Genomic DNA, 14,803 nt, shown 5'->3' with positions numbered 1-14,803 from the left:
GTTTATCCCTGAATGAGAAAAAAGTCATGGACACTTATGAACAATTAAGCCTTTACGGGGTTATTGCTGCATGAAAGTGTCCACAGTATTGTTAGATGATCTGAATCAAAAAAACACAAAAAACACATCCGATCAGCACCATTGCCTCACATAGACCGGAAAATGATTTGAAGAGCCTTTCCGGCGTTTAAATTCACTGATTTAACACCGGTACATATATGGCTATAGCAGATCTTTTTGTGCTTAACGACCTGTCCCCATCAATGTTATTGATTGGGCAATATGATAATCGGCTGGTTGGGCTGTCTCTGATAATTGCCATTCTCAGCTCCTATATGGCGCTGACACTCTCGGCCATCGCCCAACGTAGTGCTTCCAAAACCGCGCGACAGATTCATCTGACCTCAGGCTCTTTGTCACTGGGCATCGGCATCTGGTCAATGCACTTTATCGGCATGCTGGCGTTTTCCCTCTGCACTGAGGTCGATTACGATCTGTTTACCACAATAGCCTCGCTGCTACCCTCTTTTATCGCATCATTGGCAGCACTCAGCATTCTCTCTCATAGTACGATATCCCTACGTCATATAAGCCTGGGAGGCCTGGCCGTCGGTGCCGGTATCGGGGCTATGCACTATACCGGCATGGCAGCAATGGTTATGGCACCAGAACTGAAATATGATCTGCCGATGTTCTTACTGTCGATTGTGGTGGCGGTAGCTCTGGCTTCTCTGTCCTTATGGGTCAGCTTCGGTTTACGCCAGTATCTGCATTGGCGAGGCTATAAACTCAGAGCGATTGCCAGTCTGGTGATGGGGCTGGCTATTGCCGGAATGCACTACACCGGAATGGCTTCGGCACGGTTTATTGGCACCCCTATGGACGATTTTGATCCGGTGCAGGAAAGCCATTACACACTGGCTATAATCATAGGAGCAGTCACTATTGTGATCAGCCTGATGGTTGTTACCATCAATGCATTAGGGCGCTACCGCTCGATGCTCAGGCAAAGTGAAGATATCAGCTCCGAACTACAAGCGATGTTTGATACCGCAGTGGATGGCATTATCAAGATGTCTGCAACCGGTATTGTGCAATCCTATAATCGCTCTGCGGAACAGATTCTGGGTTACACAGCCGAAGAAGTGATTGGTAATAATATCAATATGCTGATGCCGGAACCCCACCGAAGCGCTCATGATGGCTATCTGGCCCATTATCTGAAAACCGGCGAGCGTAAGATTATCGGTGTTGGCCGGGAGGTCAGTGCCCGTCATAAAGAGGGGCATGAGATTCATATCCGCCTGTCTGTCGCGGAGATGACTCAGAGCGGTAAGACCTATTTTTGTGGCTTTATCACCGATATCAGTCAACAAAAAAAGATCACCCGTGAACTGAAAGAGCGGGAAAATCAGCTACGTACACTGATCCGCAATATTCCCGGCGCATCGTTTCGCTGTCTCTGGGACGAACAATGGAGCATGCTGTTTATCAGTGATCGGGTTAAAGAGATCACCGGTTATTCCGCTAAAGAGTTTTTAGACAATACCATCAATTTTATAGACCTGATCGACCCCGATGATAATCTGACCGTCAGTCAGGAACTGGCTCTGGCAGCTGAAAAGCAGGAAGCTTATGTGGTCGAGTATCGTATTACCCATAAAAATGGTGCCGTACGCTGGGTGGAGGAGTTTGGTACACCAGTACTGGATGATCAGGGTAACGTCAAATGGATCGACGGTATTTTACTGGATATCTCCAGCCGCAAGGTGCTGGAGCTTCAGCTGCTGGCAGCCAAAAATGAAGCCATCGCTTCCGCTAAAGCCAAAGGTGCCTTCCTGGCCAATATGAGCCATGAAATCCGCACCCCGATGAACTCTATTATCGGTTTTACCGATCTGTTGCTGGACACCCCACTGAATGAACGCCAGCAGAAGAAACTGAATATTGTCCGTTCATCCGCCCGGTCCTTACTTTCCCTGCTGAATGGCGTATTGGATACCGCTAAGCTGGAAAGTGGCTCGCTGGAACTGGAAGAGCGTATCTTCTCTTTAAATGCCCTGTGCGAGCAGTTGATCGCCACACTATCGCTGACGGCGGCCAGAAAAAAACTGGATCTGACACTGCACTACTCACCGGAGCTGGATGAGTATTTCTGCGGTGACAGCCTGAGAATACAACAGGTCATCCTCAACCTGCTGAGTAATGCCGTAAAATTCACGGAGCAGGGCGGCGTCACGCTGACATTATCTCCCGGTCAGTCCGGCGAGGTCTGTTTTGAAGTACGTGATACAGGTATCGGTATTGCTGAGGATCGGCTGGCAGGTATCTTTGAACCTTTTGCCCAGGCCGATTCCAGTATGACACGTCGTTTTGGCGGTACAGGTCTGGGCACCACCATATCCAAACAGCTGATAGACCTGATGGGAGGGCGCATTCATGTCACCAGTACTCTGGGAGAAGGCTCCGTCTTTACAGTGACCCTGCCTCTGCAAGCGACAACTCCTGACCAGGCCGCACTGGATGAAGCTCAAAGAAGAATTCCCGTTATTGAACTACCTGCGTTGAAGGTACTGGTAGCTGACGACGTTGAACAAAACATTGAACTAATCACTACCATTCTTGAAAATCACGGCCATAGCGTTATTCCTGCCAGTAACGGTCTGGAGGCCATTGAGTATTATCTCTCTGAACATCCTGATGTTATTTTAATGGATGTGCAGATGCCTGAGCTCAACGGTCACGAAGCCACCCAGCGTATCCGCATCATAGAGAAAGCCGAACGGAAGAAAGTGACGCCAGTGATCGCACTAACCGCCAGTGTGATGGAAGAAGATCGCAGACTGGCGTTAGCGGCCGGAATGAATGGTTTTGCTACCAAACCGCTGGAAGTGGAAAAACTTCTGATGGAGATCGCCCATGTTCTGGGGCTGTGTCAAAACAGCGATACTGATGATCAGCCCATCTCGACAGCTATAGCAGCAGAAACCGAAGTCGTATCACCGACTGAAACCATCAATGAGCACAAGGGGATCACACTATGGGGTTCACAGGTGCAGCACTATAAAGCCATTGCAAAGTTTCTGCGAGATCCAAACAATCAGACCGGTTATCTGTCAGAGCGATTACCACAAAGCCAGACAATCCGTCTGATGGAGCTACACCGTATTAAAGGTGCCGCCGGGAATCTTTGCCTGCCGGATCTGGCACTCTGGGCTGCGCAACAGGAACGTTTTTTGAAAGAAAATGCAGCCTGGGACAAAGATACACAAGAGACTTTATTACAGCAATATCAACGTTTGATCGATCAGATCAGGGATGCGATGCCACTACAAGAGATGGACACAGAAGCCGCAAGCAGTGATAAGGAACCTGTTGACACCGTCGATGTCACTCACCTGCAGGCACTGATCTCGGTACTACAGACCGGAGAAATACCTGAAACACTTTTCCAGCAGATCAGCCACCAGCTGCCCGATTCTCTGGCAGCGGATGTTGAACTCTGCCTGGAAAACTTTGAACCGGATAATGCTGCCCGTCTGCTTAATGATTACCTTCAGGAGATGAAGACTCATGCAACCTCATAATGATCAGGCCACTCTGCTTCTGGTCGATGATGAAGCCAATAACCTGCAGGTTCTGAAAAATATTCTTCAGTCCCACTATCGCCTGATCTACGCCAGAGATGGAGAGCGTGCGCTCTTACTGGCCGAAAAAGAGCACCCGGATCTGATTCTGCTCGATATTATGATGCCTGGATTATCAGGCTATGATGTCTGTCAACGACTGAAAGAAGCTGCTAATACGCGACATATTCCAGTGATCTTTATCTCGGCACTGTCGGAAAGTGATGATGAAGCCAAAGGGCTGGAGCTGGGTGCTGTGGATTATATTTCCAAGCCGGTGAATCCCGCCATTGTCAGAGCACGGGTCAAAAATCACCTGTCTTTGGTTCGGGTGGATGAGCTGGTATCGACCAGACTATCCATTGTGCAGCGTCTGGGCCGTGCGGCAGAATATAAAGACAATGAAACCGGTCTGCATGTGATCCGTATGAGCCATTACGCTCAGGTTCTGGCACGGGCTGCCGGATATTCTGAACATCAGGCAGAAAACCTGCTGCATGCCGCTCCCATGCACGATATCGGTAAGATTGGTATTCCTGATGCGATACTGCAAAAACCGGGCAAACTGGATGCAGATGAATGGAAAATCATGCAGAAACACGCTGAAATCGGCGCATTGATCCTGGGTCAGGAAGATACCTCAGACCTGATGGTGACGGCGCGAGAGATCGCTCTGAGTCACCATGAGAAGTGGGATGGTAGCGGCTACCCCAGAGGTTTAGCCGGTGAAGAAATTCCTGTGTCCGCCCGTATTGTCGCGATTGCCGATGTATTTGATGCACTGACCAGTGTCAGGCCTTATAAAAAAGCCTGGTCTGAAGAAGCGGCGATTGATCTGATCAAAGAGGAAGCAGGCAAACACTTCGACCCAGCGCTGGTCGAACTTTTCCTGACACATCTGGATGCAATTCGTCAGATTAAGGAGCAATTCAGGGAGTAGTACACCGCTGAAAGCCATAGCAAAAAGGGGCGGCCTGACAACCTCCCCTTGTTTGCAAAGCAATGGCTCATGAGATGAAAGAATCTGCTGCAACTTACACTATATTACGCATCTGCCGACTGCTCTTTACATCATATTACGCATCTGCCGACTGCTCTGACCATCCTCTGATTTTTCCTCTTCAATCATTTCAGAGCGCACACCACCAGGCAGGTAAGGGTCACCTTCCGGCGCTTTCAGGTAGGGATCTTCCGGCTGACGTTCAGGGTCACGGGCCAGACGAGAATCCAGCCAGCCTCTGACGCTCTGTACCACGCGACGTCCTCTGGCATCCGTCTGACCATTCACCGAGTTACCAGGTAAACGAGTCTGACGATAGCCCGGATTTCCCGATCGTCTGGCAAAATCTGCACGTTGCTTTGCCATCTTCAGAGCAAAGCGGCTGTCAGCATAATACAGATCCAGTACCGGACGCTGCTGTTCACCCAGTAATCCTGGCAAATCCAGACCAATATCATGGAACGGCAGACGGGCCTGAACCATTATCAGTGGCTGAGTTGGCTCCAGTGGCTGCTCTTTCAGATAACCCAGCAACCAGGCGGCACCGACACCGTGCCCCATCAGCACGACATTGTTGTAGTTCATACTCTGTAACTGAGCCAGAGCAGCATCAATACGGGCCTTTACACGTTCAGCAACAGGGGCTTTCGGTTTTTCCGGCACGGGTGGTGGTGCATCGGCTTCATCTTCTCCGCCCAGCTCGTCGCCTTCTTCATCATTTTTTACCGGGCCATCATCGGCTTCATCTGCCAGTTCCTCTTCAGCACCTTCTTCTGCTGCCGGAGCGTCTTCTTCAGTCTCTTCTTCATCTGGCATCTGACTGAAAACCTCTGTTGCCGCTAACGTTCGCTCAGGCTGAATAGCAGGTCCAGGACTGGGAATAGCAACCGTTATTGTTGCCCAGCCATAATCAGGTAGCAGAGTACGCACCGGATTAACCACTGTTGGCCAGTCAGGATGCGTATCTTCCTCATGCAGTATCAGCACTGCACCACGGGCTTGTGCCTGATTCTCTGGCAGAAACAACGCCAGCACCTCTTCATCCAGAGCAGTCAGCTGCATAATCTCTCTGGGATCAGACTGTCGGGCCAGAAACTCAAAACGGGTTTCGTCAGCATCCGGCGTTACATGAGGCTTAGGCGGCTCTTTTGGCTTAGCTGGCTCTTCTTCGGCCAGCTCTTCATCCTTAATAGCTTCTTCATCATCTGCAGACCATACCTGTGTACTGACACATGCCGATAAGGTCAGGGCCATTGCCAGTCTTAACACTGGATTAGCCAGTCTTCTCCTGTTGATCACTCTTCATCCCCTGTGCCAAATACTGAATGTCGATGTATGAAGTATAAATAACTCAGCGCCGATAAAGAACTATCATCCCAAAGGTATATTCAGGCTTTTTGTTGAGATACCAGACTGTTATGTTAATCACCGGCTCAGTATGACAGTATGAACTTCGCATTATCAGATACAGAAGCAATGCTGATAGCACTGGACTCCCACCGGTCATTGGTTAAAATGGCCGCCTCTTAAACCTGAGACTTCACGCTTGATGCCAGAATCTCAGGTGTGATTAGCCTGAATAACGATGAGAGCTCCTGATGTCAGATTTTAAAATTGCACCTTCGATTTTATCGGCCGACTTTGCCCGTCTGGGTGAAGAGGTTGAAAACGTTCTGAATGCTGGTGCCGATGTTGTGCACTTTGATGTGATGGACAACCACTACGTTCCTAATCTGACTATCGGCCCTATGGTATGTAAGGCACTGAGAGACTATGGCATTCAGGCCCCGATTGATGTGCACCTGATGGTATCACCGGTAGACCGTATGATTAGTGACTTTATTGACGCTGGTGCCAGCTGGATCACATTCCACCCGGAAGCATCAGACCATATTGACCGCTCTCTGCAGATGATCCGGGATGGTGGTTGTAAATCAGGTCTGGTGTTCAATCCGGCAACGCCTCTGCACTACCTGGATTACGTACTGGATAAAGTAGATATGATTCTGCTGATGTCCGTCAATCCGGGATTCGGAGGCCAGAAATTTATTCCGGGCACTCTGGACAAACTGCGTCAGGCACGCAAAATTATTGACGACAGTGGTCTGGATATTCGTCTGGAAATTGATGGTGGTGTTGGTATTCAGAATATCCGTGAAATTGCAGAAGCCGGAGCAGATACTTTTGTTGCCGGTTCAGCCATCTTTAACACCGATGACTATAAAGCCACTATCGATCAGATGCGCGCAGAACTGGCCAAAGCAGGCCAGTAAAGTCAGATTACTGTGTAAACGGATCAGCAGGCTGTCTGAAAGCAGCCTGCCATCTGTTCCTTCTCATAAGCCGATTTACAGGAGTCTCCCTTTGAATGCCCTGCCCCGACACCTTCATCCTCTGATTGCTCAGGCAGAATTGCTGGCGTTTGATCTGGATGGCACCCTGATTGATTCTGTTCCGGATCTGGCAACCGCTGTGGATAGCATGCTGTCGGATATGGGACGCTCCCCGGCTGGCTATGACGCTGTTCGCCAGTGGGTGGGCAATGGTTCAGCCGCTCTGGTTAAACGCGCTCTGTGCCAGGATATTCGAGGGGATCAGCAATTATCTGACGATGATGACGAGTTTCTGAACGCCCATCAGCTCTTTTTACAGCACTATCAGCACTGTAAAGGTGAAAAAACCGTCTGTTATGAAGGTATTTTTACCCTGCTGGATCAGGCCAGAACCAGTAAAATCCCTATGGTGCTGATTACGAATAAACCTTATCGATTTGTCCCGGATATTCTGCAAGAGCTGCAACTGGCATCCTATTTTGCTCTGGTGCTGGGCGGCGATTCTCTGGCAGAAAAAAAACCTTCCGCATTACCATTGCTTCATGCCTGCCAGCAACTGGACATCCCCTCGGAAAAAGGCGTGATGATCGGAGACTCCATCACCGATATCACAGCCGGTAAAAATGCAGGCTTTACCACCATCGCCGTCACATACGGTTATGATCATGGCAAACCCGTACAGGAATGTGGCGCGGACCTGGTGGTTGACTCTTTAGCCGAACTGGTTCGCTGATATCCCGGTATATTCATAGCCTGGAAATAATGCCGGGCTTTCCTGTTTTGCAATCTTATTCATATCGTTAAGACTACCTTAAGCTTTCCGTTCAATACTTATCTCATCAAAAAAGACCTGTCGATCCTCCCGGATCGGCACCTTAAGCAAAATGCCATTAAGGCACAGGAGATAAGCAATGACTCAACGCTCACTGAATCGCACCGGCAAACTGGCCTCGACTCTGGCTGGAACCTTTGTTCTGGCTGCTCTTGCAGGTATGAGTACTCCGGCACTGGCAGGCCCCAGCTGCACAGAAGGGCGCACTGCAGAATGGATCGATGAGAATGTCATGCAACAACGTATTGTTGATATGGGATATAAGATCAAAAAATTTAAGGAAAGCCGTGGGCATTGCTATGAAATCTACGGTTGGAACAGTGCAGGGCAGAAGGTTGAAGTTTACTTCCACCCAGTCAGCGGCAAAATAATGAAAGAAGAGATTGAGGACTGATCTCATGGGTCATCGCAAGCGCGTTAAAGTCTGGGATAGGTTTATCCGCCTTTTTCACTGGTCTCTGGCTGGTATATTTCTGACTAACATGACAATGACAGAAGAAGGCAGCGATTGGCATCAATGGCTGGGCTATATCGCGCTTGCTTTACTACTGCTGCGTTTAATCTGGGGATTTATCGGTTCAGAATCCTCCAGATGGCATACATTCTGGCCCGGTCTGACCCGGCTGCAGCAGTGGTATAAAGGGCAATGGCACCCTCCTGTTATTACCCATACTCCACCCGGTGCACTTATGATGATTACCCTGATGCTACTCATTCTGGGGCTGGGAATAACCGGATATATGATGGAAGAAATTGATTATTTCTGGGGTGAAGACTGGGTTGAAGAGCTTCATGGATTGATCGCTGATAGCATCATGTTATTGATTCCATTACATGTATTAGCAGCGATACGTGAAAGCTGGCAGAAAAAAGATAATCTGATTACAGGCATGATCCACGGCTACCGCCGCCTGGATTAGTAATCTATCTGCGTAAACCCTCAATCAACAGGGCAGAGAGCAGTCACCCGGCAGGAAACCAGAGGATATTGCACTTAATATCTGTTCAGGCTAAATTTCACGGCTCCTAAATGGAATTTTCCTCAATTGATCCTGTAACCGGGTTAAAGTTCATGACATTCGAAAGTGCGCTATCCTTTTTTATTGCCATACTGATTTTTGATATCACTCCCGGCCCTGGTGTATTTGCTATTTTAGCCCGTGCTCTGGTTCAGGGAGCAGGGTCGTGTTTTATGCTGGCTCTGGGTATGACCATCAGCGATATATTCTATCTGGTCGCAGCCTGCTTTGGCCTTGCCGTCATGGCAACGCACTGGAGTGAACTGTTTACAGTTATCCGTATTCTCGGAGCCGCTTATCTGATCTATCTGGGCTGGAAAATGTGGAATGCACCTCTGGCTCTGGAAGCTGCTGATGAAAAGGCCAATAAATCAGGGATGGCGCTGAGTTTTCTGCAGGGTTTTCTGATTTCCGCATCCAACCCTAAAGTCATTCTCTTCTACATCGCGTTTTTACCAACCTTTATGGATATTACCACACTGGAAGGCGGTGATATTCTGCTGGCAGTCGTATTAACACTATTCGGCCTGATGCTGGGTCTGATGGGAATAGCTCTGTTTGCAGCCAGAGCCAGGCGCTGGCTACGCTCAGAGGCTGCAGTAAAAAGGTTAAACAGAAGTGCTGGCTCAATTATGGCCGGAGCCGGTGTTTATCTGGCATCCCGTAGCTAAATAGCAAACTAATTGAAGCCCACTGACTTTCTGATACCCGAAGCATAACTTTTCATTCGCACAAAACTAAAAAAACCAGTACAGGTGATTATCCTGTACTAGCTTTCTGACTGAAATAGATGGGATTCCATCCCCTCTGTCATCCATAACAGTGGCTCCAATCATTCCTTTGTTCATGCTTACGTCAGGGTAAACAGGCAAGGCGATAAAGAACTGCGTGAATAGTTTGCCTTAACTTGCTGACCAGCATATCGCCCTGAGTTGACAGAAACATGACCGGAACACCGAATATTTATGACACCCGGTAATCTCCTCCCCGGATTGTCAATTTATTCCCTGATCATGCACTGGCTTTCATTGCTCTGAAACGCGCAGGAGTCATTGGCAGATGTACCATAGCGGCTAACAGCCCAAGACCCGCGCTGACACTCAGGGCCATGCTGTAATCACCATACCAGTCAAACAGCAATCCACCCCACCAGCTGCCAAAGAAGGCACCAATCTGGTGACTGAACATCACAATACCAAACAGCGACGCCAGGTTTTTTGTGCCGAATAAATGGGCAACACAGCCACTGGTCAGTGGGACGGTCGATAGCCAGAGCATGCCCATAACGGCAGAGAACAGATAGAAGGTTTCATAGGTCTTAGGCAATACCATCAGCATAATGATCAGCACAGTACGAGTGCCATATACCAGTGTCAGCAACCAGGGTTTATGCCAGCGGTCTCCCGCCCAGCCCGACAGAATGCTGCCTGCAACATTAACCAGACCAATCAGAGCGATAGAGTTAGATGCAACCGTTGAAGGTAAACCACAAAAACTCACGAATCCTGCCATATGCACAGAGATAAACGCGATGTGGAACCCACAGACAAAAAAGCCAATATTAAGTAACTGATAATCCCGAACTTTAAATGCATCGCCAATAGCCTGCCAGTCAAATAAGGCCCGCTTTCCTGCAGCAGTATTTTCATCCTGTTGCTTCTGCTCATCAGCCATCAACCAGACAAGACCCGCAGCGACCAGCGTAGTACCGGCGAAAATCATCAGAGTATCAGACCAGCCAGCCACCGGATTAATCTGCCCCAGAGCCCAGGCATAACCAAACTGGCCTAAAGAGCCTCCGGCACTGGCGACACCTAATGCCAGAGTGCGTTTTTGTTCCGGGAAACGTTTCCCGACAGCAGCCAGTACTATCGGGAAAGTACTGGCCCCGACTCCTACTCCCAATAACACAGCATTGCCGATAAAAAAGCCAGTATTGCTGTCTGATAACGCAGAGACAATAAGCCCGCTGCCATAGAGTATCAGCCCTGCCAGCAAGACCCGGACAGTGCCAAAACGCTCGGCCATCAGACCAGCGACGGGAGATACGGCCCCCCATAACAGGTTTTGCATTGCAAAACCAAATGCCAGATCGGTCTGAGATATACCCAGATCCTGGTTAATATCGGGAATCAGCAGGCTGGTCGTCAGCCTGATTCCCATGTTATACGCCAGAATAACTGCGGCAGCAGCTACCACCCACCAGGGATTTATCCGCCTTACGCTCATCACTGTTCTCATTAGTAAAACCCAACAGAAGGCGGCTATCATCGTGAATAACCTTTATCAGGACAAACGATTTTAAAACAGGTTACAGAAGAGTTTTTCTATCCTGTAAAAGAAAGCGATATACTGATCAACCTCGGAAAAACAGATGAAAGATCTCCCATGCAATCGCCTCCTTTGAAAGCCATTCAGTATTTCTGTATCGCAGCTCAGCATATGAGTTTTAAAGAAGCAGCACGCCAGCTTTCAGTCACGCCTGGGGCCGTCAGCCAGCAGGTCAGAATTCTGGAAAGTTGGTTAGGAGGCAGCCTGTTTAACCGGGGTACTCGCATGATCAGCCTGACGCCATTAGGCAGTACCTATTTTAACCGGGTAAACCCCTTATTACAGGAGCTGATTGGTGTCACGCACTCAATGCAGATGCTATCGTTCAGCCGCAGTCTGAAGCTCTCTCTGACCCAGTCATTTTCTGCTCTATGGCTGAACAGCAACCTGAAAGAGTTTATACAGCAACACCCTCTGATTGATCTGCGCATCCATACGTCCAGCTATCTGATTAACTTTGCTGATGATGGCTCTGAACTGGCGATTCGTTATCTGGCAGCTCCCGATCCATCGTTAAGCTGCTATCTGCTCCAGTCACTGCGACTGTTTCCAGTTTGCTCTATGGATTATCTGGAACAGTTTCCCGGTATCCGGCAAGGAGATTTTTCCGATTGCACGCTGATTCACGATATTCTGCACCCGGACTGGCACAGGTTTTACCCTGAAATGCAGCTGGATAACTTTAATCTGCGAGCCCTGCATTTTGATCAGGCTCAGCTGGCACTGAGTTGTGCAGAAAACGGGCTGGGGATCACTCTGGCTGACCAGATTCTGGCCCGTGATGCTCTGGCTAAACAACGACTGGTCAGAGTCGGCACGCATTCATTACCTGCTCACAGGCATCTGTACCTGGCTTACAGCGCCCGGGCACCTTTATCTCCCCAGGCTGAACTGCTTAAAAACTGGCTATTACTTAAGCTGGCTGAGGTATAAAAAAGGGTAAGTCCAATACAGTACTTACCCTTCATGTTGTTTGCGGTTATGACACCTTTCAGGCAGCCCGATTATTCAGAGCGAGCCTGAACTTCATCGCTGATTTCAGACAAATTACCTGATACATCTTTAGCAACAATGGCATAACTGACAGGCCCCTGCGGTGGCCAGGGGTCATGGAACTCCGCCGCCGCAGTCATAGTGTACAGCACACCATTACGGTAAATTTTATACCAGCCAACCTGATGGTTATCTGTCGCTGCCTGCCAGCTCAGGTTAAAACCATATTCACCATCCGATTCTGCAACCAGACCTTCCGGCCGGGATGGCGCTTCTGAATCACCGGCAGTACTGATCACCAGACCGGATTCGTCCAGGATCTGATCCTGATGATCGCGGGCAATCACCCGGAAGCCGTAATGACGATTCAGCTCCAGCCAGTTCAAAGTATATTCATAGCCATTTTTAACATGGCCCACTCTGACCCGATCCAGGTAAATTTCATAGTACGCCACATCGGAAGGACCTCCCTGCCAGCTCAGTACAGCTCCCTGAGTGTCATAAATCGGGGCAACCATAAGAAACAGAGGTTCGTTATCCTGGCCTGAACCAGAATCACCGACAGTATCGTCAGCTCCGGTATCACCGGCAGCCCCGCTGTCATCCGAGCCCTGACTATCTTCTGAACTGTCACTATCCAGAGTATCGTTATTATTGTCTACTCCGGCATCATCAGATGATGGATCACTACCCGAAGTACTGGAGTCATCATTGATTCCATCATCCGGACTGGCTGATCCTTGATTATCATCCTGAGAATGAGTAATACGCTCACAACCATTCCACAGACAAGGTTGCTGCATATACTCCAGCACTGCCGTCATTTTAGGCGTTTCGGATTCAGGCTGTAGCTGATATTCCTTCAGAGGAAATGCACCATAACGGCCATAACGTCCGGTTGATTCAAATAACACATATACGGCCCCACCCGCTTCATGCCAGTCTGTCAGGTGATCCTTAAAAGCCTGTCCCATTCTGGGGTCCCGATTGGCTGCCAGAAAGACATGCTCATTAATCGCTTCTCTGTCCCCCTGTATATTGCCGGCATATGTCAGATGCTGACCGCCTTCATATGCGACCAGCTGCAGGCCATACTCGTCTGCCAGAGCTTTGTTTTCTTCAATATACCCTCTGGCCTGCGCCAGCGCGCCATTTGCCGGAGCCTGCTGCCACTCTTCCAGATTCGGATCTTCTGTCAGCTCTCTGAAAAGGCCACGATAGAGTTCATCAAACAGCGTCTCCAGACCATCCTGCGATTGCTGATTAACCTCTGAGATCTCTGACAGAATATGCAGATAACGATCATCAGCCATATAACCGGCAAAATAAGGTGCAATAGCCAGTGCGGACATATCTACAGCACAGGAACGTCCCTGACTGACAGCGTATAGCGGACAGGATAAGGACTGATTATTCACCCAGCTGTTTGCTCCCATGCCTCCCATCACACACTGAACCCGCTCAGGGCTATCAGAAAACACATCTTTCCAGATTGCACAGATCTGAGCACTGCGCATACCGTAATAGTTCAGCCGGTATTCAAAATCGGACACCCCGGCATCGGGCCAGAGCTGCTTCCCCTGTTCTTCAGCGTACATGCCATCCAGAATATAAGGATAAGCACTGTTCCAGAGTTCATTACCATATTCCAGGTACAGTGTCAGATGATCGTCCAGCGTCTCTTTAACCGTCATCGCCGCCTGACGAGCATAATCATCACTGACACGTACCGGCAGATTAAGCCAGGGCTCAGCCTGCACTTCATTAGCCATCTCTGCAGCAACCTCCACAGGCGCTCCGGCATTCAGTGCCCAACTGGCATGTTCTGGTCTGGCGCTTTCACTCCATTCCTTTACCGGATTATTGATGGTATTCAGAAAACGCATAAAACGCAGCGTTCTGAAAGGCGCAATATCCTGAAGAAAAAGCGGATGAAAAACCGGTGGTTTTTCCATACTGGCAAAAGCAGTAAATTGATCAGGTTCGGTACAATTATTCGCCTGCTGTGCAAAACTCAGAGCAGCCCCACAGAGACCACCGGGAGCAATAATACGGATATTGCGCAGGTAATTGCCGTTATTTTCAGGATCTGTACTGCGAATCTGTAAATGAAAATAACGACCTTCATCCAGACGCACCACATCACGTCCGGCAGAGGAAGAAATCAGCGTCACACCACCATAATTCAGCTCACCTTCCCCGTCATATAAGACGGTGTAATCCCCGACGGGATAATGCGCGTTATCCTGAAAAATGATGGTACTGACATAATGAAAATCACTGCTGCTCCGGTCCGGCAATGATCTGGGCCAGCCATTTTCATCCAGATCCAGTTGTGCCTGATGTCCGGTATTAAATACCCAGGAATCCATATTACTGGTAGCCCAAAGCTGACCACGGCCATTAGACGCTTGTTTCATTACGTCAATGAGTGTCCATTGAGTAGACCAGTAAGATAAACCCGTCAGGTTAAGACCTGCCGATGCAGATGCATTAGGAGTCTGAGCGGAGGCGGACAGAGCCATCAAACCTGCCGCACTGAAACACAATATACCTGCCAGAGCAGAAGTCATTTTATTCATGGTGATATCATCCACATTTCAAACCGGGTCGGACACCCGAATGTCCAGGGTAACTCAAAGCCTGAAACTGGTCTGTGAACCCGTTTG

11 protein-coding genes are annotated in these 14,803 nt (G+C 49.1%); 8 read left to right on the top strand and 3 right to left on the bottom strand.

Annotated features, from left to right (window positions below; all coding sequences use genetic code 11):
• Positions 1–218: 218 nt before the first annotated feature.
• Positions 219–3,587: a PAS domain S-box protein gene (locus H4O21_RS18560; protein ID WP_182810378.1), complete on the top strand. Its 3,369-nt coding sequence runs from the start codon at positions 219–221 to the stop codon at positions 3,585–3,587.
• Positions 3,574–4,566: an HD-GYP domain-containing protein gene (locus H4O21_RS18555; protein ID WP_182810377.1), complete on the top strand. Its 993-nt coding sequence runs from the start codon at positions 3,574–3,576 to the stop codon at positions 4,564–4,566. The genes H4O21_RS18560 and H4O21_RS18555 overlap by 14 nt, the downstream gene beginning before the upstream one ends.
• 126 nt (positions 4,567–4,692) lie before the next feature.
• Here H4O21_RS18555 and H4O21_RS18550 read toward each other — a convergent pair whose 3' ends face one another.
• Positions 4,693–5,925, bottom strand: coding sequence for a DUF3530 family protein (locus H4O21_RS18550; RefSeq protein WP_182810376.1), 1,233 nt, complete (start codon positions 5,923–5,925; stop codon positions 4,693–4,695).
• Positions 5,926–6,224: 299 nt separating this feature from the next.
• On the opposite strand from H4O21_RS18550, the gene rpe reads away from it, so the two are divergent.
• From rpe to H4O21_RS18525, 5 genes are all read left to right on the top strand, one after another.
• Entirely contained in the window at positions 6,225–6,899 is a 675-nt protein-coding gene (gene rpe, locus H4O21_RS18545) for a ribulose-phosphate 3-epimerase (RefSeq protein WP_182810375.1), read from the top strand.
• A gap of 91 nt (positions 6,900–6,990) precedes the next feature.
• Positions 6,991–7,692 carry a phosphoglycolate phosphatase gene (locus H4O21_RS18540; RefSeq protein ID WP_255487371.1) on the top strand — a complete coding sequence of 234 codons (702 nt, stop codon included), beginning with the start codon at positions 6,991–6,993 and terminating at the stop codon, positions 7,690–7,692.
• Positions 7,693–7,870: 178 nt separating this feature from the next.
• Positions 7,871–8,185: a PepSY domain-containing protein gene (locus tag H4O21_RS18535; protein ID WP_182810374.1), complete on the top strand. Its 315-nt coding sequence runs from the start codon at positions 7,871–7,873 to the stop codon at positions 8,183–8,185.
• Between the two features lie 4 nt (positions 8,186–8,189).
• Positions 8,190–8,711: a cytochrome b/b6 domain-containing protein gene (locus H4O21_RS18530; protein ID WP_182810373.1), complete on the top strand. Its 522-nt coding sequence runs from the start codon at positions 8,190–8,192 to the stop codon at positions 8,709–8,711.
• Between the two features lie 152 nt (positions 8,712–8,863).
• Positions 8,864–9,481: a LysE family translocator gene (locus tag H4O21_RS18525; RefSeq protein WP_182810372.1), complete on the top strand. Its 618-nt coding sequence runs from the start codon at positions 8,864–8,866 to the stop codon at positions 9,479–9,481.
• 340 nt (positions 9,482–9,821) lie between these two features.
• Here the strand turns inward: H4O21_RS18525 and H4O21_RS18520 are convergent, their stop codons facing one another.
• Complete coding sequence (locus H4O21_RS18520) at positions 9,822–11,039, bottom strand: MFS transporter (protein ID WP_182810371.1); 1,218 nt, start codon at positions 11,037–11,039, stop codon at positions 9,822–9,824.
• A gap of 159 nt (positions 11,040–11,198) precedes the next feature.
• Here H4O21_RS18520 and H4O21_RS18515 point away from each other — a divergent pair, with 159 nt between their 5' ends.
• The gene (locus tag H4O21_RS18515; RefSeq protein WP_182810370.1) at positions 11,199–12,074 is read left to right on the top strand and encodes a LysR substrate-binding domain-containing protein; all 876 of its coding nucleotides are present in this window, start codon (positions 11,199–11,201) and stop codon (positions 12,072–12,074) included.
• Positions 12,075–12,145: 71 nt separating this feature from the next.
• Here H4O21_RS18515 and H4O21_RS18510 read toward each other — a convergent pair whose 3' ends face one another.
• Positions 12,146–14,716, bottom strand: coding sequence for a fibronectin type III domain-containing protein (locus tag H4O21_RS18510; protein ID WP_182810369.1), 2,571 nt, complete (start codon positions 14,714–14,716; stop codon positions 12,146–12,148).
• Between the last annotated feature and the right edge of the window lie 87 nt (positions 14,717–14,803).

This window comes from Oceanospirillum sediminis (assembly GCF_014164585.1).
Taxonomy (GTDB): domain Bacteria; phylum Pseudomonadota; class Gammaproteobacteria; order Pseudomonadales; family Halomonadaceae; genus Oceanospirillum; species Oceanospirillum sediminis.
This window is presented reverse-complemented; position numbering and strand designations above follow the sequence as displayed.